Raw genomic sequence first — 23,624 nt, forward strand, 5'->3', positions numbered from 1 at the left:
GCCCTGGGCCTGGGTCCGCGACGTTTATTTGGCTCCTCCCACGGCAACGCCCCAGGCCTCCGCAACGGAAACGGGTGATTTCCGGCTCGACTCTCCGCCGCCTTCCGCGGTCCAGAGGGGAGGGTAGTAGGCGAAAACCTGGCCTTCCTCAAGGCGTTTCATATCGGCTTGCCAGCCTTTCCAGCGGAAGGTCTGATAGAACAAATCCAAATCGCCCTCCGCGAGCCAGGCCAGGAAACCGGAATATTGCAGGTCGGTCGATTCCCATTCCAGCGTATCCGGCGCGAAATAATAGATAAGCCCGCTTCGGCCGAATTTGTCCGTATCCAGCGCAAAAAAGCCTCCGGCCGCATCATAAGCGACCACCAGCAAGCCGTCCTCGGGCGTGACTACTGATGGTTCCGTCCCCAGCCCATTCCAGGAGCTCAGACTGCCGAAGATACCCGGACCACCCGCTCCAAGCAGTGTAATCCAGCCTTCGTCCCACTGGATGCCTCCCGTCTCGTAAGCCACCGCTCCCAGATAGGACTTTGTACTCACTTGCAAGTTGTATAATGTGTCTATCGCCGATTCCCGCACGGCGGGAGCGATCATATATGGATTTTTGCCCTGACGCAGCAGCTCAAGGATCTCCTCCCATGCGTGGTTTTCCCGATCCACCAGCGTTTCCGCTGAAAAACTGAACATCCTCATCCCTGCCTTTCTGAATACTTTGTACCTACCGCTTCCTAGCTTTTCCAGTGTATCATAAAAAGATAGGCCTATGGAGTGGGACTCTTAAGGCAGAGGGGAGGTAAATTGTGGAGGAGTTGAAAGCTGCTTTGCAGCGTTTCTTGGAGCAGCAGGATCTTTACAATGCGGAGTTTGGGTTGTTCGAAGAGCATGAGATCCGTCTCCGCCCCGAGCCGGTTCATTGTGAAATCGACGAGCAGATTCCGGTTTCTCCGGAGCTTATGTATTTATACAGCCATTACGAAATAAGAGACTCGAAGGCGCAAGGGACACAGAAGCTGAGGAATGCCGCCGTTGAGATCGGGGATGCCGCCGTGTTGTTTTTTGCCGCGCCGGAGCATTTGCACCGCCAGCAGTTGGGCTATCGCTGGATCGGTCAGAGCGAGCCCTACCGGGAATCCGAAACCTGGCCGCGTCAGCACGTGGTCATCGCCAATTTCAACGACGATCCGCTGATTGTCGATACTTCTGTGCCGGGTTCTCCGGTATATGCAGGGGTAGCCGGGGGACGTCCCGAATGCGTCGCGTCCTCGCTGGGAGATTTGTTCCTGGCGCTGGCGATTTTGATCGAGGGGGCGCGCGCTTTTGGCGGAGAAGTCGTGGATGAAGAAACCTATGAAACCAAACCGGCTTATTTGGAGCAAGTAGAACCGCCACTTCGGGCATTGCTGGGAGCGGAGCGCGCGGAACACCTCTGCGAGTTCTTATCGTTTAATATATATATAAGTTGAACCTAAGATTTAGCAATAGGCGAGAGTGTGAAATGATTCTGGAGAGGCGTAGCGCTCGCCTTTGTGACCGGATTTCTACCTTAATGAGTTTAATTAAGACATCTGGGAGCAACAGCGATCGGAAGAACATTTCACACGGCTGCCCTACATGCAAATCAATAGTTCGATACATAAGGAGATTGATACGATGAGTTGGTTGAATCAAGAAATCGCGGAACGGTGGCGGACGGAAGGGAAACGCTACGCTTCCGACATCAACGAATATGTCCGGGTCGGCATGGAAACCGACTGGCCGGAAGATCTCACGCCGCCGGAGGAGGACCAGCGTCGCAGCCTCGCGGGAGAGATCCTGGGCATGATTCGCGGCGCCAATCGGGCCGGGGAGACGAAGCGCCTGCGGGAGGAGATTCCGCCGGCATCCTGGCCGATTACCTCCGAGTTTCAGGAGCGGCTCCAGCCGGTCAAACCGCTGGCTTTTTTGCGGGACGGCAGCTTGCTGGTGCATGTCGGCGGCCAGCGGGAACGGGGGACGCTTTATGTCGCCCGGGAGGAGGGGCTCGGCGAAGTATCCGGCGCGTGCTTCGCCGGAGGATCGCGGGACGGCGAATACGTCGCTCTGGTCGATGAGGAAGGCATTCGCGTGGTTCATGGCATGACCGCCGATACGGAAGGCGAACGCGTAGCCGTCTACCTTTGGCAAGAGGTGCAGGGCAAGCTGAAGGCGGCGATCCCGGATTTGGAATCCCTGGCCGATGAAGCGCATCCCGAGAACGTGATGGACGAGGTGATTCCTTTTGATGGGGGGAGGAAGCTGCTGCTCGTTTGCGGGTACGGGGTTTATTTGTTGGACAGCGAGGGGAAGGCCGAGCTGCTCTATCCCGAACTCCCGGACCTCCTCAAGTACAAAGCGGAAGATACCATTGAGGATATGGTTCACGGGGACGTCTCGCCCGATGGCCGGTGGCTGGCTTACGGCACGCAGGGAAGCTCGCATATGTTGAAGGATTTGCAAAGCGGGGAGGTCTACGCCTTCGAACCGGCGTCCAGCTACCCGCACTTTGCCCGGTTTTCAAAGGATGGCCGTGAAGTGTGGTACAATGCCTGTCACTTTTATAACGGGGCGACGATCCGAGTGCCGTTTGCGGAGTCCGGTCAGGGGCGGCTCGGCGACAGGGAAGCGGAGTGGCCTTTGACCAATGAAGAGATGCGGGTCTATGCGGGCGTGTCTTTGAAGCAAGGCTTTATTCTCGGGGACGCCTACGGCTATCTCAAGTTGATCGACGGCGATGGCCGGGAGATTTGGCGGTATTTCGTAGGCAGTACGATCTTCGGCATGACGGTAACCGCGGACGATAAGATGCTGGCCGTCGGCACGTACGGGGGCATGCTCCATCTGCTGGACCTGGACAGCGGACGAAAGAGCGAATACAGCATCGGAACGGCCGATATTCTGGAAACGGACCGCTGGATGCTGTGGCGGGACCAGGAGCCGCTGCGCTGGTAATCCATACAATAAAAAAAGTGAATGATGGTTTTCTATTTCAGAATTGGCACGTAAATTTTGCGGAAAGCAAGCTGCATACCCTTGTTGAATCGGCGATTTAATGTGTTTAATCCATTAGACCGCCGATTTTTTTGTTTCATCGCAAATACCTTCTGCACAGGAAAGCGGGTTGATATACTTGAGACATCAAGCCTTGGAGAGGAGGTGATGAAGATGAGTACCATTCATATGCTGGCCGGTATTCCGGGCAGCGGCAAAAGCCACTATGCGAAAGAATGCTGCAAACGGGAAAGAGCCGTGCTGGTGGCGACGGATGCGATCCGGGAAAGGCTGTTCGGGAGCGAAACCCGGCAAAAAAACACCTATCGCATTTTTGACGAAGCCTTTGCCGAGATCGAACGGGCGCTGGCGTCCGGGAGAAACGTCGTGTTTGACGCGACGAACGTAGCGAGGGACCGGCGGATGCAGTTTGTAAAGCGATTCAAGGCGGTTCCGGTGGAATGCCATATTTTTACCACGCCTTACGAGCTGGCCCGCGAACGGGTGCAGCAGCGAAAACGCAAAATTGAGGACCGGGTGCTGGAGAAGTACGCAAAGAACTTCGAGTTTCCCGTGCTAGCCGAAGGTTTCGACAAGCTGCACCTCGTTCGTACGCCCGCGGAAACCGGGCTGGAGAGGGCTGGGCTGGAACAGCTGCTTGCGCGAAAACCGGGCCATGACGAGCTGTTTGCCTATTTGCGGAGTTCTCCCTATTTTGCAGCGATGCTGCACTTTGACCAGGAGAATCCCTATCATTCCAAAACGTTGTCCGAGCATACTCAGGCTGTTCTGGAATATGTCGATGCTTTTTACGAAGGGGAATACCTGCTGGAAATGCAGCTGGCCGCCTTGTTTCATGACGCGGGCAAGCCGTTCTGCAAGGTCTGGAAGCCGAACCGGGGCTATTACTCGTATTTTGGACACGAGCATGTATCCGCGGCGATCGCCTGCCACGTTCTGAAGGAACTTGGGTACGGGGACGATTTTATTTTGCATGTGGTCGATTTGGTGAGCTTCCATATGGAGATTCTGCACGGCGGAGACGCCGGAGCTTCGAAAATCTATCATTTGCTTGGCGACAGGATGCTTGCGGAGCTGTATTTCTTCGCCGAAGCGGACACGTTCGGCAAATAGAGGAGGTGATGAAATGAAAGTGAAATACCCGAAAACGATGCACCTGCCGTGGTCCAGAAGCTACACCGACGATGACAAGATTTTGCGGAATACGGATCATTTTACGGGGCGGGAGGTCGTCATTACGGAAAAAATGGACGGGGAGAACACGACGATGTACCGGGACTTTATGCACGCCAGATCGCTGGACAGCAAAGACCACACGTCGCGCCATTACGTAAAGACGCTCCACGGCGGCATCAAATATTTGATCCCGGAAGGATACCGGTTGTGCGGGGAAAACGTGTACGCAAAGCACTCGCTGTACTATACGGCACTGCCCGGTTATTACCTGCTCTTCTCGGTATGGGATGACCGCAATATTTGTCTGTCGTGGGATGAGACGGTAGCCTGGGCGGAGAAGCTCGGAATCCCGTCGGTTCCGGTGCTGTATCGCGGGATCTGGAGCGAGGAAGCCGCCAAGGCGTGCTATACGAAGCAGTCGCGGTGCGGCGGAGAGCAAGAGGGCTACGTGGTCCGGCTGGCCTCCGAATTTCCTTACGAGGACTTCAAGCGCTCGGTCGCCAAGTTTGTCCGGAAGAATCATGTGCAAACCGACGAGCATTGGCTCAGCAAACCCGTTGAACCGAACGGATTGGCTTCATCCTAAAGCAGCCGGCCTTCGTTTGCGGCGAGTCTAGTTCATTTTTTGCGGAGTTACAGAATTTTGAGAGGAGGGTTTACCATGTAATACGAATGCGATTTCCCCACCATTTTGCATCATACATAAGAAATACGGATTAACCATTACTTACATCATTTATTCAAAAAAAACGGAGGTGGATTGCCGTGAGTACGGGGATTGCGATTTACGATACGGAGGGTATTACCGCGCGGGAGGCTTTGGACATCGGCCGGTCTTTTTTCGAGACGATCGGCGTCAGCGTAAACTCCGCTACGTACTACAGGCTTTTAAGCGACGGGGACCACATAGGGGATCACGACCTGTTCGAGGTTGCCCCGGACCGGCTGAAAGAGATGGTGTTGAGCGGCGATTGCGATGCCTACTGGCTTTATCACGAGCGAAAAGGCTCGGTCCCCTGGCATGCGGCCTTCAGCCGGCAAACCGGGGAGTTCGGCGGATTTCCCCATCTGACGGCGTTCTGCGAGTTCTCCCTGGAAGAAGTGTACGCCCCGCTGAAAACGTGGCTCGAAAACTTGGTGAAGCGTTTTCCCCGCTTTAGTTACGCCGTGGTTTACAGTGCCAAAAAGATGACCGACGCCTATTTATATGCCGCGGGGAATGGAGGGGCGGCCGTGTATCCGTATGAAAACCGCTTTGCCTTTAACAAGGAAACGCCCGGTTTATACGGTGGAAAGGGACGGTATTCCGGGGAGATGCTCCGGATGGTGTACCCTTGCAACCTGGTGAACCATCGGCATCTTGAGATCGATATTGGCGGGGTCAAGCTGGGGGAATGGATTGTTAGCGGCCGTGAGCACGGAAAGCTGACGGAGCTCGGGAACGACTTTTGGCTGTGGGAGGTGGAAACGGAGCAGCTCGACACGGTCAACCAGGCTTGCGGCGAAGCCGGAATATCGATAGCCTGGAAACCCGTCGTGCCGAAGAAGCCGAAGCGTAAGCTGCCGTGAACAGGTGGGGGGCTGGCTGGTAATCCGACGGCTTGGTTTCTATTAACGGGAATTCCTCCCGTTATTTTGGTGCCTATACGGCTGGGGAGGCGATTTAGCTGGAAAACCTCCCGCTATTTCGCCTGAAATTGTGCAGATCGGCCATTGAGCCGCGAAATAGATGGAGCTTTTCCAGTTAAATTCAATTCAAGGGCCAAGAACGGTAGAATAGCGGGAGGTTTTCCCGTTAATCCATGTTGTCTGATAGGTACTAGTGCCCCATCTGACACCATTGATTAGAATTCCTGCAAATCTGCAGAGATTTTCGACGGACGACACGGACATTTGACGGACACTAGGCATCGTTTCATGGATTTTAGAAACTCTCGGTATCTCGGGCAGGTGCCCGTTTAACAAAATATAACAAAAAAATGACTTGGAGGAATAAAGGATGAGCGAAGAGGCAGTGACCATCGGATGGGATGCGATTACGGAGCAGATGACCAGGATTTACGGGACGCAGGAGCCCAAGCATTACGGCACGGTGATCCCCTATATGCTGGGAGGAAAAGATCCGCTGGACGGCCTCAGCGCCTATAAGGCGGACCAGCCGTCCCCGCATTGGCATATCGTGACATTCGGATTTTCCGAGCTTTACGAAAAAGAATCGGAGGATCCCGATTACAGCGGCTACGGATTCGAGCTTACGTTTCGGGTGGCGCGCAAGGAAGACGAGGAGGAGCCTCCGATGTGGGCGCTGAACCTGCTGCAAAATATGGGGCGGTACGTGTTTAACAGCGGGAATATTTTCGCGGCCGGCGATTATCTGGACGCCAACGGGCCGATCTGCCTGGGCGCGGACACCCTGCTGACCGCCCTGGCTTTTATGGAAGATCCCGAACTGCCTGCCGTACATACTCCGAACGGACGGGTTGAATTTCTGCAGATGATCGGAATTACGGAGGATGAGCTGGAAGCGATGAAGACATGGAGCACGCTGAGCGTATTGGAGGCCGGCCGGGCTGCGCTCCCGGGATACATCACCGACTTGTCGCGCGATTCCCTGCTGCAGATTCCCGCTGTAAACGAAGCGATCCAACGAGGGATCGAGCGGGACGGCTCAAGCACCGGCTTTTTGTTCGTGGATCAATTGGCCTGGGAGGCCGGCAAGAATCGCCTTCTGAGCAAGACGCCGGCGGTGCTTACGCTGGGAGCCAAGCAGGCGCCGACGGTAGCGAAGCTGCTGCGCGGCCGGCTCCTGAAAGGGAAGGAGTTGACCCTGGCGAGCCACGACCTGCGGGTCGTTCTGGAGCCGGGAGAAGAAACCGGCTGCGAGGCGGGCGAGGAAGAGGTACGGTTGAGGCTGGATGCAGCGGCGGCGGAAGAACTGTCGCGGACCTTGCAGCCGAGAGAAGAGACGGTACGGATATCTACTTATAAAGGCTTGGTTATTCAGGTCGTCAAAACCCATATCAAGGACCAGGATGGAAATGTGGTCTCTACGATCGGGTGACCCGAAAGTCAGGAGTGATGCATTATGAAGTCCCGCAGCAGCGCAGGCAAAGCGCAGTTGAAGGTGGTCTGTCTGGCGGAGGAACCGATAGAGCGACTGCCCTATACCGCCGCCGCCCCCGGAAGCCAAGGGGTGTCCTACGAATATTTGCCGGTTTACCTGGGGGAGATGCTCGGACTTCCGGACGAGGTGGATGCGCTGATCGTCGCCTCGGATCTTCAAGGGGTGGCCGGACACGGTCCATTAGGAACGCGTTCCCCCAGGCTGGTCGGCGAGGAGTTGCCTGAACTATTGGCTTTGGTGCTGGAAGACTGCCTTCCGCAATTCAGTCCCGAACGGGCTGTCGTGCTCCTATGCGGAGATCTGTACGCCGACCCGGGCCAAAGAGGCTCCAGCGGCGATCCGCTTCCGGTATGGGAGGCGTTCCGCCGGGAGTTCGGCACCGTGCTTGGCGTGGCGGGCAATCACGATTTGTTGACAGCGGAGGGGAGAGCCAGGCTCGAGGCGCTCCCGGGTGTGGATTACTATGCCGAGCCGAAGACAGCCCCGCACCGCGGCCTTGTCGTTGGCGGCTTGGGCGGCGTGACCGGGAGGGCCGGCAAGCCGAACCGGATGCCCGAGGCGGATTTTTTGGCCGCGCTGAAAAACCTGCTTCGCCGCGGTCCGGATATGCTGCTGCTGCATCAGGGGCCGGACGTACCGGCCCTAGGGCTGCCCGGCCATCCGGGAATCCGGCGGGAGCTTGAGGCCGCGCCGCCTCTGCTGGTCTGCTGCGGACATATCCATTGGGATCGGCCCATGGCGGAGCTCGGCAACGGGACGCAGGTCATCAATACCGACGGGCGGGTGTTGGTTTTTACGGCGGCGGAATAAAGTTTGGCCAAATTTATGGCGGAGAGGGGATCATGATGTACAAGATCAGGGATAAAGGGAAATTTGAAACTTTGCCGGAAATGGCGCTATACATCTACGAAGGGGATGTGGCGGCGATAGAGACGAGGTTGGCGGATGGATGGGATTTGGAAGAAAAAATAAAGTTGGGGACCCGTATCAAGCTATCCCCTCTGGATCTGGCCCTGATTATGGATCGGCTGGAGATTGTAAAGCTGCTGGTGCGGCACGGAGCGGAGCTGAACGAACCGGGAAATCCGGCCTTTCTGCTGGCGGTCCGGTACGGCCGGGAGGAGACCGTCCGCTTCGTCCGGGAGCAGGGGGCCCGAATCGACTTGGTGAACCATGTCGGCTCGGGGGCTTATCAGGAAGCCTACTACGGAAAATCAGGCCATATTCCGCTGATCCGCGAGCTGGGGCTCGACCTACGGGAGCACGGAGGCGAAACGCTGCGCACCGCCGTTTCCGACCATAAGTTGAACATCGTCGAATATTTGCTGGACCACGGGGTCGATATCAATTACAACGAACCGGACATGGTGTACCCTTACCGTGCGACCCCGCTGACCGTTGCGGCCAGAAACGGAAACATGGCCATGGTCCGCTATCTGGTCGAGCGCGGGGCGGATGTCACCCTGGCCGAGAAGAATGGCGAGCGGCCGTATACGATCGCCGTAGCGGCGAAAAACCGCGATATGGCGGAGTTTTTCAAAGCGTTGGAGCCGCCGGAGTTTCATGACCGGAGCATCAAGCTGCATACGCTCAAAAGCTATCATCTTCCGGCGGAGCTGGTGGCCTTTTTGAGCGGGGATGAGCTCCGTCTTGCCTTGCCGGATAACGAATACGATGTGAATTATATCGATTTCTTCAGCCTGACCGACACGATTGAGATGAAGCACGGCCGTAAAAAGCTGCTGCGTCTGTCCGCCGAGCTGGACAATTACAGCGATATCCTTCTCGTCTGGCATCCCGGCTCCAAAATGATCGGTTACTATGACGTGGAGCATCAGGAATACGCGCCTTTGGCGAAATACGGAGAATTTATGGCAAACCCCGGACTTTATGTGGAGCGGATTTTTGAGTGAACGGAGGCGTAAGGCAATGGATGCGAAGGCCAAAAAGATATTGCTGAACACCTACTGGAGTTCCGGCCGCTGGAGAGCGGGCGGTCCTCTCTGTACGGATGAAGATTTCGAGTATGCGAAGAGCAAAGGCGTTATGTTCGACCCGGTGACGATCTCGCATGACGAGTGCATTCGCCGGCTTAGAGAGCTGCACGAGAAGTCGATTACAAAAGAGAAAGTCGTACGCGCCTTCCTGCACAGTTTATCCACGCGCAAAGTTTATTTGCGCAGCGCCCTGTCCAGCTATGCGTTAACGTACGACTTGTCTTTACATACCTATACGGCGCAAGCGGCCGAACAGCCGAGTTACTCCACTTGCAGCGCTTGTAACGACAGAAGGCTGATGGCGAACGAACTATATCGCGATGAGGACTGGAATGTCCTTAATTTTGAGCGTGTGAAATGGGGAGGCGTCCGTTTAAACTGGCTGAGCTACTGTCTGATGGACTTGGAATTGCTCGCCGGGCAGGAGGAGGAATTCGCGGTCATCGCGGAGGACGTGACGATCCTTAGGCGCATGTTTGAAGCGGTGGAAGATTGCGGAGACAAAGAAGCGGCTCGGCAGTTGGAGAAACGCTGGAAGGATGTTTTTCCGTCCAATGGCTACGAACGGGACTTTGTGATGGAAATCTGGGGATACGCCGGACTGCTGCAGTCCGGAGACGACTACCGGAAGGAACGGGGCCGCGGCACCGACTTTAACTCGATGGCCACCTGGAGGGGTGAGGATGGTTATTCCAGGGAAAAGGCGGAGTTCTATTTCGGAGCGTATCTGTAAGGAGGCTGGGGACGGCCGTGTGTTTTAGGAAGGGAGAGGTTGTATTGTGAAAAAAATGCGGGGAATATCGCTGTTGAATCTGGTGTTCTTTGTACCCGGAATTCTGTTAAGCGTGTTCGTCTGGAACGATTACAACCGCTATGTCGGGAATGTCGATGATTACCTGCCGACTCCGAAAGGGGTTTATGCGCTGGATGAGGGGAAAAAAGCGGTGGGGGTTTTCGAAAAGGACCTCGGCGAAGAGCAGTTTACGGCTCGGCTGTTTGATACCGCCACCGGAAATGTGCTGAAGGAGTTCGTCCTGGATTCCGACTTTAGCGGGGAACTGGGACCGGCGGTATATCAGCAAGGCGGTGTGATCATACCGACGTATAATACCAGCAACGGGCTGCGGATCAACTTTATCCGCCCGTCCGGGGAGGTTGAAGAACTGGCAAGATCAACGGTGCACATCCCCGGGGGAATGGGCTCGGGGACTTATTCGTGGCGCGGTCGGCTGATTGTGTCCGGGAAAACGATAGGGGATGCGCTCTATCTGGCCCAGGTGAAAGACGGGAAGCTGCAAATTGCGAATTTCAATAAGCCCGATCTACTTCCGGCGAGACCTGTCAGTGTGAGCGAAGTTCACCGCAGCTTTGAGAACGATCAGGCGGTTCCGATCTTTTCGGTGAGCCTGAAAGACGACCGAACCGCGTTCGTCAGCGGAATTTTGGACAAAAACGGGCTTCCGCTCGTGCTCCTGCAGAACAAGGAGGAGAACACGTTCGAGGCGGAGGACCGGGCCGGGGCGAGTTTCGCCAAGCACTTCGGCTTCAACAACGCGAAGCTGGTCCGGGAGAATGGCGATTATCCCGGAAAGGCCGTGTTTTATAATGCGGCCAAGAGCGAATGGGGAGCCGCCGTACCGACGCCCAAACCGGTTTATCAGGCCAAGGTTTTTCTGCTGAACGACCAAGAGGTGCTGATTGCCGGATCGACGGCGGAAGATGAGCTGAACGGGACTGTGCTGGGCTATGTGTTCAATGAGAAAACCGGGAAATACAGCGATGCCACCGATTTGCTCGGAAAGCTCTCTTATGAGGATTTGAAAGGGGAGGATACCGGCTTCCACAAAGAACCGGACAGCGATATGCTTTACTATGTAAACGGCGAGCATGCGGCGGCGGGCTTTGTCAATGTCAAAAGCCGGGAGGCCCAGGTGTTCCTGGGCGATCAGGTCAGAAGCTGGGTGGTTGCGGAAAATGAAACTCGCCTATCGCTTCAAAGCTTCTGGAATTACGTGAAGCAAGGCAACGCACTCGTTATCAACTGGGTGGTCTGGCTGTTTATTCCGTTTGTCACCTTCCTCAGCGGAGCTCTGCTTCCTCGCCTATTAAGGGGAACAAGATCCAAAAAAATCGCCGAAGGTGTGGCGCTGCCGGGCAAGATCGTCGATATGCGGGAAACGGGCCTTTATGTGAACGAGCGACCGCAGGTCGGGTTTACCGTCCGGTTCGAAGACGAGGGGCAGGTTAAGGAGATTGAAATCAAACAGGTCATCTCGTACCTGAACGATATCAAGGTTGGAGATCCTGTCATGATCAGCTATAACCGGAAAAAGAACAAGGCCGTGTTTATCACGGAAGATGATCTTAAGGACATGGGGCAGCGACCGGAATCGGGACCGGAGATCGTAAAGAACGCGGTACTGCGGCGGATCGAGGCATGCGGCAGGGTGAACCGGGGACAGGCGTTGCAACTCCATTTTACGGCCGACGGCCGCGACTATGCCGTGCCGGTGGTGCAGCCTCCCGGGTTCGAATACCGCGTCGGCGAACGGGCTTCCCTGGCGCTGATCCAGGGGACGGTGCGGCTTTACAGTTACGGTGACGGGGGCAGCTTCGAACATGCGGAGCAAATTTCCATGGAGGGCGAAGTGCTCCGGGTGGAGGAATTCCCGATTGCGATCGGGGGACGGAAGCTCATGCTGTTCGAAGTCATGTTAACCGAGGGACCGGAGCGGCTCCGCAAGATCAACAGTCTGTTTGTGCCGAAAGAGCTGCCGGTAAAAGCCGGCGTGGTTCTTCCCGTCACGATGAGAAAAGACGACTACTCGAAGGAAGTCCGGCTGCATAGAGGTAAGCAGGGGGCGGCGAAGGTGACTGCGGTTCAATACGCCGGAACGCTGGGGGAACGTCCGCTGGCGACGATCACGGCGGAAAGAGGCGGAGTCGTCTACCGCATCACCCAAACGATTGAACCGGTGTACGGGGTGGAGGTCGGCGACGACGTGTGGATCGCTTACGACGAGGCCTCGCGGGAGGCGATCATCGTCAATTACTCTTCGATGTAAGGGTCTTTTGAGGCGCTATTTTGGAAAATGCAGGCCAAAACATGATTTTGGCACTCGTATCAGGGAAATAAGGGCCTTTTTGGCACTAGTGTTGCATTAACCCGAAGGGATTAATAACCGTAATCGCCTCCCTTTGAAGCTTGGCGGGAGGATAAGGGTCATTTGAGGCCTTATTTTGTCGAATTCGTCCCTTCGGTGAGAAATAGCGGTCTTTTGGGGCCTTATTTTAGGGGAAAGCTGACCGAAACCTGATTTTTGGACCCGCATCAGTGAAATAAGGTCCTTTTTGGCCGCTATTCTTCCCGAAAACGCAAATCGGGGCGAAATAGCGGCCCAAAAGGCCGCTAAATACCGCAGAGGGCGGCCAGGGGGAGCGATTGCTGCCTCTGCCTCCGTTACTTGGTCTACTTGCTCTATTTGCTCTATTTGCTCCTCAACAGCTGAACGAGCTTCTTATAGTAAGCCGCCGCGTCCTTATATTTGCGGAGCTCCTCGGAGACGACGGCCAGCGCCTCGTACAGCGGCTCCAGCCGGTTGGCCTGCCGGATCGACTCGTAATAGGGCAGGCAGGCCAAAGCCTGCTCCATGAAGGAGTCGTATTGGCCTTGGGCCAGCGACAGCCGACTGCGGTAAAACAGCAGGGACATCTGCTGGTCGGTGTTATGAGCGGTTCGGTCAAGCATGGCGATCTCGCTCTCCAGCAATGTCCATTGCTTTCGGCTTACGGCAAGCTCGCAGCGGTATACATGGATGAGCGGACGGAACTGTGCCCGAACCTCCTCCGGTTCCCGGAGAGCCATCGCTTCGTAACGGGCGATTTCCTGTTCGGCCTTGTCATGTTCGCCCAGCAGAATCAGCATAATGATCCGGTTGTTGAGCAGCGCCGGAAACAGTTCGCCTTGGTTGGAGGCGTAAACCAGGTTGGCTTCCGCCATCGCCAGGGCAAGGAGCGCCTCCTGAACGAGTCCGACCGAGAAATTATAGCCGCTGTAGGCGATATAGAGTTCGGACAGACGATGGAACCAACGTTGTTCATAGACGTGTTTCAACGTATGCTCGAAGGTCCGCTTCGCCTGGTCGAATTGTTTTAAATAGATGTAGGATTCCAACATAAAGTTTTGCGCCGTCAACCAGATTTCCGTTCCGGGTTCAATCGTCTCCGCCAGAAGCAGCGACTGGTTCAGCGCTTCGTCGTAACGGCCTTGGGAGCGGAACAGCTGGATATGGTAGTAGTGGAGGGCTTTTTTTGCCGGCGTCGGCAGATGAGGCACGCTGCTGCCTTCGGGGCGGCCATACTTGTCGAGGAAAAAGTCTAGGTAGTTCCGGTGTAAATAATCATAGGCTATCGTGTTGTTCAACTGCCGGTAATAGACGGCTTTCATCAAGGCGGTTGTCAGTTCGACGGTCAGGGTGTCGTCCTTATCGGGGAGCTCGCCAATCTGCTGTTCATCGATTGTGGCAGCGGACCGTGACAACAGGTCGAAGACCGCTTCCGCCCGCGACAGCGTTTCTTCCGAGACGGACGAGGCCTCCAGCAGATAGGCGGGGGTGACGCCGAGCCGGCCCGCGATCTGCACCGCCAAATCCTCGGGCAGCGGGTAGCGCTCCGCCAAAATGTTGGCGAAGTGGGCCTGTGTGACAAGGCCGTCCACCAGCTCTTTGCGGGCGATTTCTCTTTTTCTGCACAAATAGTCGATCCGTTCCTTTAACATCAGGCTTCGTGCATCCTTTCCGTTAAATGTCATCCCCAAAGTATACCATAGTTTTTTTTGCTAGAAGGAGGGACTTCGTTTGAACAATCAATTGGATCGGATTCGCCGCAAACTCGTGCTGGCCGCTCAAGCGGATTCGGAATATCGAGTATTCGGCGCCAAGTCGCATCGGTATAGGATTAATGAACCGCTGAGTTCCGTTGAGCTGCGGCGCTTTGAGCAAACGCACGGGATCGTGCTGCCCGAAGCCTATGCCGCTTTTCTGACGGAAATCGGGAACGGCGGGGCGGGCCCTTACTACGGGATTCATCCGCTGGGGACCAAGCAATCTATTGAACTGGATCGTATAAACCAGCCTGCGACCCTGCGTCCTAAGACGAGTCCTGACATCGCGGGCGGAGGAACCCACGCTCCCGATCCCGATCCCGACACGATGAGCGATGAGGAGTATGACGAGTGGGTCGCCCGACAGGTTCAAGGTCTGCTGAATATCGGCGAACAGGGATGCAGCTATGAAACGATGCTGGTCATAACGGGCGAATACCGGGGAAAGGTGGTTTATTTGGATCTGGACAGCCACCGGTCTTTTTTTACATATGAAGCCAATTTCCTGGATTGGTATGAGCGCTGGCTCGACGAGACGATCGCCGGTTACGACGATTCCTGGTTCGGCATGCGCCGGGGCGGAGATGATCGATTGCTGATGGACCTGTATGCCGCGGCGACGGAAGAAGCGGTCAGGCTGGAGGCGTTGGAAGGCATGCTCAAACTGCCGGAGATCACCGAAGAAACGGCTTTGTTCCTAGAGAAGCTATGCCGGGAGAGCTCGGGGGAAGCAGCCCGCCGGGCGCTGCAGGTGCTGGCCAAAACCAGGTTCGGCCGGGCGGAACCGCTGATCCGCCAAAAGCTGAACGGGACGGATGCCGAAGGCCGCCTGCTCGCTCTACAGTTTATCAAGTGGTATATGCCCCCGGGAGAGCGGTGCTTTACAGAGGATATCATCCGTTTGCTGCCGCAGGAAACGAATGCGGAGGCATTTCGCTTCATGACGTACGTTTTGGATGATGCCGGTATGGACGTGCTGCCATGGATGCTGCCTTTTTTTCGTCATCCGGACAAGGCATTTCGTGTACAGGCCGTCCATCGGGCCGGGAAGTCCACAAGGAAGGCTGAGCACCTGTCCGATTTCATGACGGCGCTCGAAGATCCGGAAGTCCGTGTGCAGCTCATCGCCGTTCAGGCATTGTCGGACGTGCCCGATCCCGCGCTGCTCGAGTCGTACGAACGGCTGCTCCGGCAGCATCGGACGGACCGGGATTATGTCCGTTCGAATGTGCGCCGTCGTCTGGAGGAGTTCGGATTTGCCACCATGGAAGAGATGGAGCGGAAGGTACCCGCATCTTTGCTGCAAGTGAGAGGAATGCTCAGAACTATTTTGGATCCTTATCTGAGAGGGAGAGGGCGTTAAATATTGGAGGTGGAATCATCATGACCGAACGTATTCCCTGCCGGACGGTTGCTGGAATATGCAATGGAGCTTATGAACGGGGGCGGGGACGGAGATAGGGGGATCGCGGAAAATATCCTGTTGTCGCTGGTATACATGTTCGTATGTCCAGAGGACAGGCTGACCGCGAGCGTGTATCAGCAAAGCTGAAAGTATGTTAGGAAGCGGTCGCTCAGCGTGCGCGCTTCGCGGTCGGGCTAGCTGGAGGTTGGCGGTGCTGGCCTGAGGTTTGTCAGCCGGACCTGATGGGGATCTTCCCTCCAAAATGAAGGAGGTTACTCTATGTATATTGATTTTTCGATCATGGCCTCGATTTCCGATTTGGTATTTTATCCGGACGAGCAGCGCGACGAGTATATCCCTCATCCGAATTTTCAGGCGGTGATAGATACGCTCAGCATCCGCGTGCCTATAGAGGCCATTTATGAGCGTTATTTTGATCATCCGGTGAACACGGGGGATGTGCTGGTATTCGGCAGGAAAGAACAGCCGGGCAGTTGCGTCGTTTTGGACACTTACCGTGATCCGCTGGACCAGTTGGATATGATTCGTTTTGGATGGCGGACCAAGGAAAATATAGAGGAGGTTCAAAGGTTGTCGCGGCTATTATATGACGAGTGCGAGTACGCGGTATGCTATTCGGAGGGACAGTCGGTGCTGCTCGATGTGCTGCGTGAAGACAAGTATCCTCGTAAATTTCATTATGTTACGCTGTTTGAACAGCGAATAAAAAGATACCTGGTATGATTGCAAAGCCAGCCTTAACAGCTGCTCCAATCTAGTGTCCATATGAAGAAAACCTTTGATAGTCATAGAATTCCTGCATATGTGCATGTTTTTTTTCTGTTTGGAACAAAAAATTCAAAATTGCTGCGATTCTGCAGGATTTTTCGACGGAATCGGCTCGTATCTCTAAAATTGCCAGAAAAGCTTGCAGATTTGCATCTTTTTTCGAATTCCCTCAGGGACTGGATGGAAATACCTGCAGATTTGCATCTTTTTGGAGTTGGAAGAAGTATTGGAAGGTGCGCTAGGTCCTTGATCTCCGCGGGTTAAATACGATTTTTCTCCTGCTATGATGTCTGAAGGGGTACTGGTACATGGGGTAATCAGCTTGCTTTCCTGCCGGAAAAAAACGGCCTTGTCAAAAGAGGGCTGTCCCTTATAGGACAGCCTCTGCACACCGTCAATCGCCGCGTCAGGTGGCGGGTGAGGATGTAGCGGCCGGTTCGGGAGCCGACCCGCCGCTTTCGGAGCGGCTAGTCTCGAACTGCTGTTTGGCCGTATCGGAAATCTGTACCGTATCTCCATGCTCATTCGATACTTTATCTCCGTTCTCCGCGTCCTCCTTGGACGGCTTCTCCGCTTTCCCTTTAATTTCAGGGATATGGGCGAATAGGGTTCCTACCGATTCCTGCTCCATCTGCATTTGCATCATTCGGGCCATCTTTCGTTTCTCCGCCGCGGATGCGCTGTTTTGGGAGATCTGCATAAGCTGATCCAATTTGGACGAGGGAGCGGATGGCGTGGAAGCATTCGACCTGAATAGGGATATAGGTTCAAGTTTCATATGGAAAACACCTCCTTTAGTTGAGAATGGCTGCCACTCTTTGTTTATCGGCTAAATGGTTGGAATATTTAACCTGACGAATTATCGCTTACGAGTTCGAGTCGAGTCTATCAAAATATGGAGGGAGTCTGAGTCTATGAATTGGAACGAGGTCAGCCGGACGAAAGACTTGGAAACGGTTCGAAACGCCGCAGCCGAGCTGGACGTAAACGAGCGGGACGATCGGGGCAGAACACCGCTTATGCTGTTTCTGACGCATCGTATGCCGGTCGAGGCGATCGAAGTGCTGCTGAATGCGGGAGCGGATCTGGAAGCGGAAGACAGGCTGGGGGATACGGCGCTCAAAAAAGCGGTCAAATTCAAGCGAAAGGAAGCGATCCGCAAGCTGCTTGAGGCCGGTGCGAAGCTGAATTCCCCGGGGGGCATCCTGGCGACCGCCTGGAACGCGGCCCGCGGCAACAAGGAAATCGCCGATATGCTGCTCGGGACCGCCGGAGCGGTCCGCCTCACATTGACACCGCAGGAACAAGAGGTCGTGGACGATATTTTGTATGAAGAATCCGGCAAAGACATGTGCGACAAAATCCGGCGTCTGGACTCCCCGGTTCTGCTTCATGCGGTCGTGAACGGGTACAACTGGGACGACGGCCCGGAACCGATGCTCTGCGCATTCGCCAACCCGGCCATACCGGAGATTACGCTGTTCGACATGTACGAGCTGCTGGACGGGGACTACTGGCTGGAGAAAGACGAATCGGAACTTGCAAGGAACCCGGAAGGCGAGCGTTGGCGGGAGTTGGCCTTAAGCTTAAGACAACGGTTACAATTAGACGGAGAAGTGTAGGAAGTTCAGGAAGTGCAGCATAAACGTCATTCTATTTTTTATACTCTATCAATCAATGATCGGGAGGACAGGCCAATATGAATCAGGCGGTGGAAGCTTTTCTTAATGAGGTTTGGCGGGAGGTCATGACGATTTACGCCAAGGAAAGCGCGCAAATCGGCGAACTGGAGCACCGAAGCAGCCTGCAGGCGGGAATTATGGATTATCTGCAGGTGGCCTGGAGAAAGGGCAAATTCACTTGGGAAGCAGGAAAAATCCACATCGATATCTATGAGCCGTTCTCCTGGAGCGATAGTTCGTATAAAATCGAAGCGGGTCCTTACATCGCGGAGTTGACCGACGAGCAATTGACGGAGGAATTTTTCCCCGCCCTGTGCGATCGGGTGGACCAGCTGTTTCGTTCGGAGAAGTTCGGTCCGTCCTTCTTTGATTTCCGGTTTCAAGTCGTGTTTGAATTTGAACGGGAGACGTCCACCATTTCGCTGAACCGCCGACTGATAAGTGAAGCCAAGCGGACGGAACTCCGCAAAACGCTGGAGCATTTTATTCAAACGCGGGTTGTTTCCGAGTCGCCCGGGGACATGCCGGGAGAGAAAGACCTGTTCTTCTTCGCCGATCATCTGGTCGATCCGGAGCTGATGCGGCAGGAGGAGAAAGAGATCGACCCGCTGGTCCGCCGGCTCTCCGCGAAGCTGCGTACCGACCCGAGCCGCCACGCCGAATGGATCCGGCACTATACCGCTGCCTTTAACCGATGGGCGCAGGAATATTTTTTGCCGCGGTATTTTGATCGTACCCGTGACTATGGAAACTACTGGACTTTGAAGACGGGGCAGGATCTACAAGCGGTTGACGGCGGTGAACTGGACTTCTTCCTGTATGCCGCCCTGCAGGTCGGGCTCACCGAGCCGGATAACCGTCAGGACTATCTGGAGCTGGCGGTCCAACTCGGCTCGCAGCGGGCCGCCGGTTATTTGAAAACGGGCAGCGGAAAGTTTGCCAGCACCTATCGTGGAGAGCGGGTGGAGGGCAAGAACAACGATGTGACGCGGACGATCGAAATTCGGATCCTTACCGAAGAAGCGCCGGCTTATGAAGAAGCTTTGGACTATATCATCGGCCTATTGCGTCAGGGATTTCCCAAAGGCTATCAATTGAAACTGAAAAGCAGCCAAAAGCATTTCCTGCCGCTGAAAAAGCTGGCGAAGTCCAAACTGCACCAGTTTTTTGCCAACGCGCTCAGTTATCCGGCTCTCTTCCCTAAGCTGGCGGAATATGCCGACATCGCGATGGAGGAGTTTGCGTGGTACGAGGATGTGGAATCGGGCGAAAAATCGGTCATGCCGGGCACCTACGCCGTTATGGGCCTGGGCTTGTACAGCGAATCTTATTTCCCGTTAGTCCGCCGCTATATGGAGCTGGTGGATACGGAGCATCAAATGGTACAGGACAGCTATGCGGAAGCGTTTATAGAGGCGCATGGATTACGTGCAGAGCATATGCCGGTATTCGTTGCGATTTTGCTGGGGGGCAATGACGAGGGCAGGCCGGTGAAAAATGCCGTCATCGACACTCCGGAGCTCGCCGAAGCGCTTGTCCAGGCGTTGAAGGGGAAAGAGATACATGAACGTGAGCTGGTACTGTGCCGGATTTTCGGGAGCGTCAAAAAATTGGCCGCAGCGGCCCGGAAAGCGCAGCCTCCGCTGAAGGAAGGCCTGGAACAGCTGGTGGCGCTCCAAATGTTGACGTTGTGAAGTAAACTCAAACTTCAGATTTGAGCGAAAAAGAGCCCGCGCCATTTGCGCGGGCTTTTGCTTATGCCACTCGGTGGCGGAAGCCGGTCATCCTGACCTGTCAGCCTGCCAGCCTGCTGGCCGGATGAATCAGGCTTCCTTCAATCGTCCGATCAATTCGGCCGCGGCCTGATCCGTAAACCGGATTCGCCCGTGCTCCTTGACGATCCGCCCTTCCTTCAAGCGGAGGTCCAGCCAGCCGGAGATCCATCCGGGCCCGTAGCCGCCCTGGCTGAATTCCCCCGCGCCGAAGGCGATGATGTTGGGGTAAATGTCCAGGTAGCGCTGGCGATCCGTATCCGGGTAGGACTTGGTGTAAAGCCAGAACTGCACATCATACATCAGGTACGACCGTTCATCCGCATGAAAGGAAAAATGACCTTTTTCTTCGACGATTTGCGTGCAGATGCGGCGGATTTTTTGATCGATCTGATCGAGCTCCGTGACGTTGGCACACAGTTCCGCAAGTAAGGGTGAGAAACCGCCGTGAGCTACGTTGTGCAGATCCGTCAGCTTGTCTTCGGCGGAGTCGTCGTATTCTTCCGCATTCACCAAGCCCCGGATAAACGCCTCGAAATTTTCCGCCACGAAGGTAATTTCGTAGTCGTCCTCTTGATCGACATGAATGACCTCCGGTTCGCCATCCGGCCCGCAGGCCCGGTAGTCCAGCATGACCAGGTCATGGCCTGCCGAAGGGCAGTCGCAGATCACCACGCCGATATCGGGATATCCCCATTCCTCGATCATAAACCGGCTGCCGAGATCCCCGCAGAGGGAATAGCTTTTTTCCCGGCCGATGCCCAGGATACCCGAAATAGCGATATGATCCTCGGCCCAAGAGGTCGCTTCCTCCATCGGAAAGGAGGTATTCTTCGGAATTCCGCCGTTTTGCTGCTTCATCAGCGCGATATAGGAGGCGGGCAGCTTGTATCCCAGCTCTTCCTCGACCGAGGCGATCATCTCATCGGTTGGCGGCGCGGAAACGTATTCCTTTCTGGCGTAGTCGCTATCTTCCCAAAAGTCGGCGAGCGACATCCCAGCGAAAGGAGTGTGGTTCTCGGCTGTTGAACCTCCGGATTGCAAGGCGGCCTCCCGTTTGGCGGCAAGGCGCCGCTCCTGTCTGAGCTGCTTTTCCGCTCTACCCCGGCTCATTTGCAGGAAATATTCGAAATCCGGATCGCCGGGTTCAAGCCGGCTTGCGGTGGCGAAGGCCTCCGCCGCTTCATGATATCTTTGCAAATGGAATAGGGCGTAGCCTACCCGGTAGTGCCACACCGCATCCCGCTCTCCCGCTTCGGCGATGGTGCCGAGGTGAGCGAGGGCCTCCTCGTAGAGTCCCAGATTGTTATAGGCTCTGCCCAAGCGGCCTACGGCTTCATAATCCCGATCTTCTTCGGGAATCGCCGAGAGGGTGTCGACGATTTGCTGCTGCTCGTCTTCCTCATGCCATCGGTTCAATTGTTCTATAAGCGTTTGGTCCATGATATCCCCCGATAATTGGTGTAATTATCCTATTATATCAATTGGGGAATTAAACCAGCAGGTCCAAAGGATTCATCTTTGCAGGCGCAGGATTCGGCGAAAATGCAAGTAATCCAGCCGATCCACCCAATCCAGTTCGTTCTCCTTCAGGTCCCGATAATAGGTCGCAACCGGAAGGTACCCCCAGAAAATCCCCATCCCGCCGCAAATGTTGCAGCCCCCGTCCCCGCCTTTGCCGGATGCGACGCCTTCCGGCGAGACGACCAGCTCAACGCGGTAAGGATCGCCGAGGAAGCATAGACCGAAGCCGTTGGGAAGCTCGAGGTCATAGGGCCGTTTTTCGTCCCCCTCTTCCAAATTAAATACGGTCATTTCGGGCCGATCCAGTTCGCCGAAATGACCGACCTTCATCGTATAGTCGAAGCTGTCGCCCCAGGGGAACAGGGTGCGGCTTCCGCCGCCATAGAGGTCCTCCCATTCGTCTTCCGTCAGGATACTGAAGGGCTTTTCCAAATGGCTAGCGGACCATTCCGCAAAGTCCGCGGTGTAGTCAAATAGATGGATCCGAATCCGCTCCCCATCGCGTTCCAGCCGGTAGGACTCATACACTTCATAACTTAAGGAGGTGGACTCATTGAAAAGAGGCAGCTGCTGCCGGATCTCCGCGTGCAATTCGGGATCCAGCTCCGGTTCGGTTACCTGAGTCCACCCGGCGGAGCGCGGAGACCGTTCCACCAGCATCGCACCGATCACGGCCTTACGCGGCGGGGACATCTGCTCCTGCAGCACCCGGGCCGCCTCCGACGCGTCCAGCCCCATCGCCTTCAGTCCCGTCAGCAGATCGTCCAGGGTGGCCTGGTCCATATCGCCCGGCCATTGATCGGTGCTCCAGCCGAGCGTTACCTCATCGCCCGGAACCCAGAGAAATTCGCTCCCCTTATATGTAAAAACACCCGTTTCCAGGCATTGTCCATAGCGCTCAAACCGTTCGATTCCCCGAAAGGAAAAGCCCTCCGGCAGACTTCCTTCCAACTCGCGCATGAAGCGTTCTTTATCCGGCCTGCTCGTATTGTTCCACTCCGCGCGTTGCTGTGTGATCATGTTAACCTCCTCCATCCCGGCAAATAGGGTCTGCCAATACTAACCACTAGTATATCCTGGGGCCGAAGGGGGCTTCAATGATTCTCGCGGCCCACGGCCCGCCTTTACTTGCCAAATGGTTGATTCGTTCGTAGAATCCAATTATCGCCAATATTAATGATGTGGCTAGTCAAATTTCAGAGAATCAGATAGGCGATGGTGGAGAGATGATAAAGAGATAATAGAGAGATGATAGAGGGATGGTAGAGAGATAATAGAGAAATGATAGAGAGATGATAGAGAGATGATAGAGAGATAATAGAGAAATGATAGAGAGATGATAGAGGGATGGTAGGGAGATAATTGAGGGATGGTAGAGAGATGATTGAGGGATGGTAGAGAGATGATTGAGGGATGATAGAGAGATGATAGAGAGAGGGTGAAGAAATGCGTTTGAACAGCGAATTAGAGGGAGCTTTGGAACTGCTTAAGAGGGAATGGAAACAGGCTGAAGATTGGCTTGATATGGCGTTTCATGCGCCAGATGAGCTGGAGCGGGCCCAAGTCGGCTACGCTATCGATCCTGAAGGCCGATCCTTGGCTTCCCGCGAAGAAGGGGCCTGGCGGCCGGAATGGGTGGTCATCGGCTATACGCCATTGGTCGGCGACCCGATCATTGTGGATCTCGGCGAAGCGAGGCAGCCCGTTTCCTACCTGATGCATGGTATGGGAGAGTGGGGAGCGGGCAGCTATATCGCAGGCTCGATCGGACAATTACAAAAAGCCCTGGAGAAAGTGAATCGATGGATAGCTGAAAAAAAGGGACAGGGACAGAAACAGGGACAGGAGGATAACCGGAAACTACCGATTCCGGTCACCCGATCCGAACTGGACAAACTCGTAGCTGAAATCGTGGCTGAAGATGAATATGCCGACGTCGAGATATGGAAAATGATGCTGGCCCCCGCCTATGATGCAGCCGAGACTTACGAGGAAGATTTGATCGGGCAGGTTCGGAATCTGCTTGCGCAAGGGAACGGGATCCAGGAAATCGCCGCCCTGCTTCAGATTCCTATAAAGCAAGCCTACGGTTACTATAAGAGAACCAGGCCCTGAGGCCGTTTCAACAATCCCATCCAGCCGCAATGCCGGGTTATGGTGGGGACGCGGCGGGTCACAGTGAGGTCACGGTGGATCATGGCGGGTATGGTGGGGGCATGGCGGGTGACGGAGGGGTCACAGTGAGT

General features: G+C 55.2%; 20 protein-coding genes. 15 read left to right on the top strand and 5 right to left on the bottom strand.

Annotated features, from left to right (window positions below; all coding sequences use genetic code 11):
* Positions 1 to 24 precede the first annotated feature (24 nt).
* Positions 25 to 687 carry a DUF2625 family protein gene (locus LBW89_RS06535; protein WP_148456119.1) on the bottom strand — a complete coding sequence of 221 codons (663 nt, stop codon included), beginning with the start codon at positions 685 to 687 and terminating at the stop codon, positions 25 to 27.
* Positions 688 to 800: 113 nt separating this feature from the next.
* Here LBW89_RS06535 and LBW89_RS06540 point away from each other — a divergent pair, with 113 nt between their 5' ends.
* The 10 genes from LBW89_RS06540 to LBW89_RS06585 all read left to right on the top strand — a co-directional run bounded on the left by LBW89_RS06540 (position 801) and on the right by LBW89_RS06585 (position 12,389).
* Entirely contained in the window at positions 801 to 1,463 is a 663-nt protein-coding gene (locus LBW89_RS06540; RefSeq protein ID WP_148456121.1) for a hypothetical protein, read from the top strand.
* Between the two features lie 187 nt (positions 1,464 to 1,650).
* A complete protein-coding gene (locus LBW89_RS06545; RefSeq protein WP_225038782.1) occupies positions 1,651 to 2,967 on the top strand; it encodes a PQQ-binding-like beta-propeller repeat protein in 1,317 nt (438 codons plus the stop codon).
* Positions 2,968 to 3,180: 213 nt separating this feature from the next.
* Positions 3,181 to 4,140, top strand: coding sequence for an AAA family ATPase (locus tag LBW89_RS06550; RefSeq protein ID WP_148456123.1), 960 nt, complete (start codon positions 3,181 to 3,183; stop codon positions 4,138 to 4,140).
* Between the two features lie 13 nt (positions 4,141 to 4,153).
* A complete protein-coding gene (locus LBW89_RS06555) occupies positions 4,154 to 4,789 on the top strand; it encodes an RNA ligase family protein (RefSeq protein WP_148456126.1) in 636 nt (211 codons plus the stop codon).
* 179 nt (positions 4,790 to 4,968) lie between these two features.
* Positions 4,969 to 5,772 (top strand): hypothetical protein, encoded by an 804-nt coding sequence (locus LBW89_RS06560; RefSeq protein WP_148456129.1) that lies wholly within the window; start codon positions 4,969 to 4,971, stop codon positions 5,770 to 5,772.
* 430 nt (positions 5,773 to 6,202) lie between these two features.
* Positions 6,203 to 7,264 (top strand): suppressor of fused domain protein, encoded by a 1,062-nt coding sequence (locus LBW89_RS06565; protein WP_148456132.1) that lies wholly within the window; start codon positions 6,203 to 6,205, stop codon positions 7,262 to 7,264.
* A gap of 24 nt (positions 7,265 to 7,288) precedes the next feature.
* Positions 7,289 to 8,137: a metallophosphoesterase family protein gene (locus LBW89_RS06570; RefSeq protein WP_148456136.1), complete on the top strand. Its 849-nt coding sequence runs from the start codon at positions 7,289 to 7,291 to the stop codon at positions 8,135 to 8,137.
* A gap of 35 nt (positions 8,138 to 8,172) precedes the next feature.
* Entirely contained in the window at positions 8,173 to 9,240 is a 1,068-nt protein-coding gene (locus LBW89_RS06575) for an ankyrin repeat domain-containing protein (RefSeq protein WP_148457336.1), read from the top strand.
* A 16-nt stretch (positions 9,241 to 9,256) separates the two neighbouring features.
* Positions 9,257 to 10,057, top strand: coding sequence for a hypothetical protein (locus LBW89_RS06580; protein ID WP_148456139.1), 801 nt, complete (start codon positions 9,257 to 9,259; stop codon positions 10,055 to 10,057).
* Positions 10,058 to 10,103: 46 nt separating this feature from the next.
* The gene (locus LBW89_RS06585) at positions 10,104 to 12,389 is read left to right on the top strand and encodes a hypothetical protein (protein WP_148456142.1); all 2,286 of its coding nucleotides are present in this window, start codon (positions 10,104 to 10,106) and stop codon (positions 12,387 to 12,389) included.
* Positions 12,390 to 12,811: 422 nt separating this feature from the next.
* Here LBW89_RS06585 and LBW89_RS06590 read toward each other — a convergent pair whose 3' ends face one another.
* Complete coding sequence (locus tag LBW89_RS06590; protein WP_225038783.1) at positions 12,812 to 14,101, bottom strand: XRE family transcriptional regulator; 1,290 nt, start codon at positions 14,099 to 14,101, stop codon at positions 12,812 to 12,814.
* Positions 14,102 to 14,180: 79 nt separating this feature from the next.
* Between LBW89_RS06590 and LBW89_RS06595 the strand changes: the two genes are divergently transcribed.
* Both LBW89_RS06595 and LBW89_RS06600 read left to right on the top strand, forming a co-directional pair.
* A complete protein-coding gene (locus tag LBW89_RS06595; RefSeq protein WP_225038784.1) occupies positions 14,181 to 15,569 on the top strand; it encodes an SMI1/KNR4 family protein in 1,389 nt (462 codons plus the stop codon).
* Positions 15,570 to 15,890: 321 nt separating this feature from the next.
* Positions 15,891 to 16,355 carry a hypothetical protein gene (locus tag LBW89_RS06600; RefSeq protein ID WP_225038785.1) on the top strand — a complete coding sequence of 155 codons (465 nt, stop codon included), beginning with the start codon at positions 15,891 to 15,893 and terminating at the stop codon, positions 16,353 to 16,355.
* Between the two features lie 451 nt (positions 16,356 to 16,806).
* On the opposite strand, the gene LBW89_RS06605 is transcribed toward LBW89_RS06600, so the two are convergent.
* On the bottom strand, positions 16,807 to 17,178 hold the full coding sequence (locus LBW89_RS06605; protein ID WP_148456153.1) for a hypothetical protein: 372 nt from the start codon (positions 17,176 to 17,178) through the stop codon (positions 16,807 to 16,809).
* Positions 17,179 to 17,314: 136 nt separating this feature from the next.
* Here LBW89_RS06605 and LBW89_RS06610 point away from each other — a divergent pair, with 136 nt between their 5' ends.
* A complete protein-coding gene (locus tag LBW89_RS06610; RefSeq protein ID WP_225038786.1) occupies positions 17,315 to 18,022 on the top strand; it encodes a DUF4274 domain-containing protein in 708 nt (235 codons plus the stop codon).
* A 77-nt stretch (positions 18,023 to 18,099) separates the two neighbouring features.
* Positions 18,100 to 19,776: a DUF6138 family protein gene (locus LBW89_RS06615; protein ID WP_225038787.1), complete on the top strand. Its 1,677-nt coding sequence runs from the start codon at positions 18,100 to 18,102 to the stop codon at positions 19,774 to 19,776.
* 129 nt (positions 19,777 to 19,905) lie between these two features.
* Here the strand turns inward: LBW89_RS06615 and LBW89_RS06620 are convergent, their stop codons facing one another.
* Entirely contained in the window at positions 19,906 to 21,297 is a 1,392-nt protein-coding gene (locus LBW89_RS06620; protein WP_225038788.1) for an SMI1/KNR4 family protein, read from the bottom strand.
* A 72-nt stretch (positions 21,298 to 21,369) separates the two neighbouring features.
* Entirely contained in the window at positions 21,370 to 22,398 is a 1,029-nt protein-coding gene (locus tag LBW89_RS06625; protein ID WP_225038789.1) for a hypothetical protein, read from the bottom strand.
* Between the two features lie 426 nt (positions 22,399 to 22,824).
* Between LBW89_RS06625 and LBW89_RS06630 the strand changes: the two genes are divergently transcribed.
* Positions 22,825 to 23,493, top strand: coding sequence for a hypothetical protein (locus LBW89_RS06630; RefSeq protein WP_225038790.1), 669 nt, complete (start codon positions 22,825 to 22,827; stop codon positions 23,491 to 23,493).
* Positions 23,494 to 23,624 lie beyond the last annotated feature (131 nt).

It is taken from the genome of Paenibacillus sp. alder61, assembly GCF_020179875.1.
GTDB lineage: Bacteria > Bacillota > Bacilli > Paenibacillales > Paenibacillaceae > Fontibacillus > Fontibacillus faecis.

What these genes read in the sequence shown, in the direction of transcription:
- LBW89_RS06535 (WP_148456119.1), bottom strand. Translation starts at nt 687, where the DNA reads ATGTTCAGTTTTTCAGCGGAAACGCTGGTGGATCGGGAAAACCACGCA.
- LBW89_RS06545 (WP_225038782.1), top strand. Translation starts at nt 1,651, where the DNA reads ATGAGTTGGTTGAATCAAGAAATCGCGGAACGGTGGCGGACGGAAGGG.
- LBW89_RS06550 (WP_148456123.1), top strand. Translation starts at nt 3,181, where the DNA reads ATGAGTACCATTCATATGCTGGCCGGTATTCCGGGCAGCGGCAAAAGC.
- LBW89_RS06555 (WP_148456126.1), top strand. Translation starts at nt 4,154, where the DNA reads ATGAAAGTGAAATACCCGAAAACGATGCACCTGCCGTGGTCCAGAAGC.
- LBW89_RS06565 (WP_148456132.1), top strand. Translation starts at nt 6,203, where the DNA reads ATGAGCGAAGAGGCAGTGACCATCGGATGGGATGCGATTACGGAGCAG.
- LBW89_RS06570 (WP_148456136.1), top strand. Translation starts at nt 7,289, where the DNA reads ATGAAGTCCCGCAGCAGCGCAGGCAAAGCGCAGTTGAAGGTGGTCTGT.
- LBW89_RS06575 (WP_148457336.1), top strand. Translation starts at nt 8,173, where the DNA reads ATGTACAAGATCAGGGATAAAGGGAAATTTGAAACTTTGCCGGAAATG.
- LBW89_RS06580 (WP_148456139.1), top strand. Translation starts at nt 9,257, where the DNA reads ATGGATGCGAAGGCCAAAAAGATATTGCTGAACACCTACTGGAGTTCC.
- LBW89_RS06590 (WP_225038783.1), bottom strand. Translation starts at nt 14,101, where the DNA reads ATGTTAAAGGAACGGATCGACTATTTGTGCAGAAAAAGAGAAATCGCC.
- LBW89_RS06600 (WP_225038785.1), top strand. Translation starts at nt 15,891, where the DNA reads ATGTATATTGATTTTTCGATCATGGCCTCGATTTCCGATTTGGTATTT.
- LBW89_RS06605 (WP_148456153.1), bottom strand. Translation starts at nt 17,178, where the DNA reads ATGAAACTTGAACCTATATCCCTATTCAGGTCGAATGCTTCCACGCCA.
- LBW89_RS06610 (WP_225038786.1), top strand. Translation starts at nt 17,315, where the DNA reads ATGAATTGGAACGAGGTCAGCCGGACGAAAGACTTGGAAACGGTTCGA.
- LBW89_RS06615 (WP_225038787.1), top strand. Translation starts at nt 18,100, where the DNA reads ATGAATCAGGCGGTGGAAGCTTTTCTTAATGAGGTTTGGCGGGAGGTC.
- LBW89_RS06620 (WP_225038788.1), bottom strand. Translation starts at nt 21,297, where the DNA reads ATGGACCAAACGCTTATAGAACAATTGAACCGATGGCATGAGGAAGAC.
- LBW89_RS06625 (WP_225038789.1), bottom strand. Translation starts at nt 22,398, where the DNA reads ATGATCACACAGCAACGCGCGGAGTGGAACAATACGAGCAGGCCGGAT.
- LBW89_RS06630 (WP_225038790.1), top strand. Translation starts at nt 22,825, where the DNA reads ATGCGTTTGAACAGCGAATTAGAGGGAGCTTTGGAACTGCTTAAGAGG.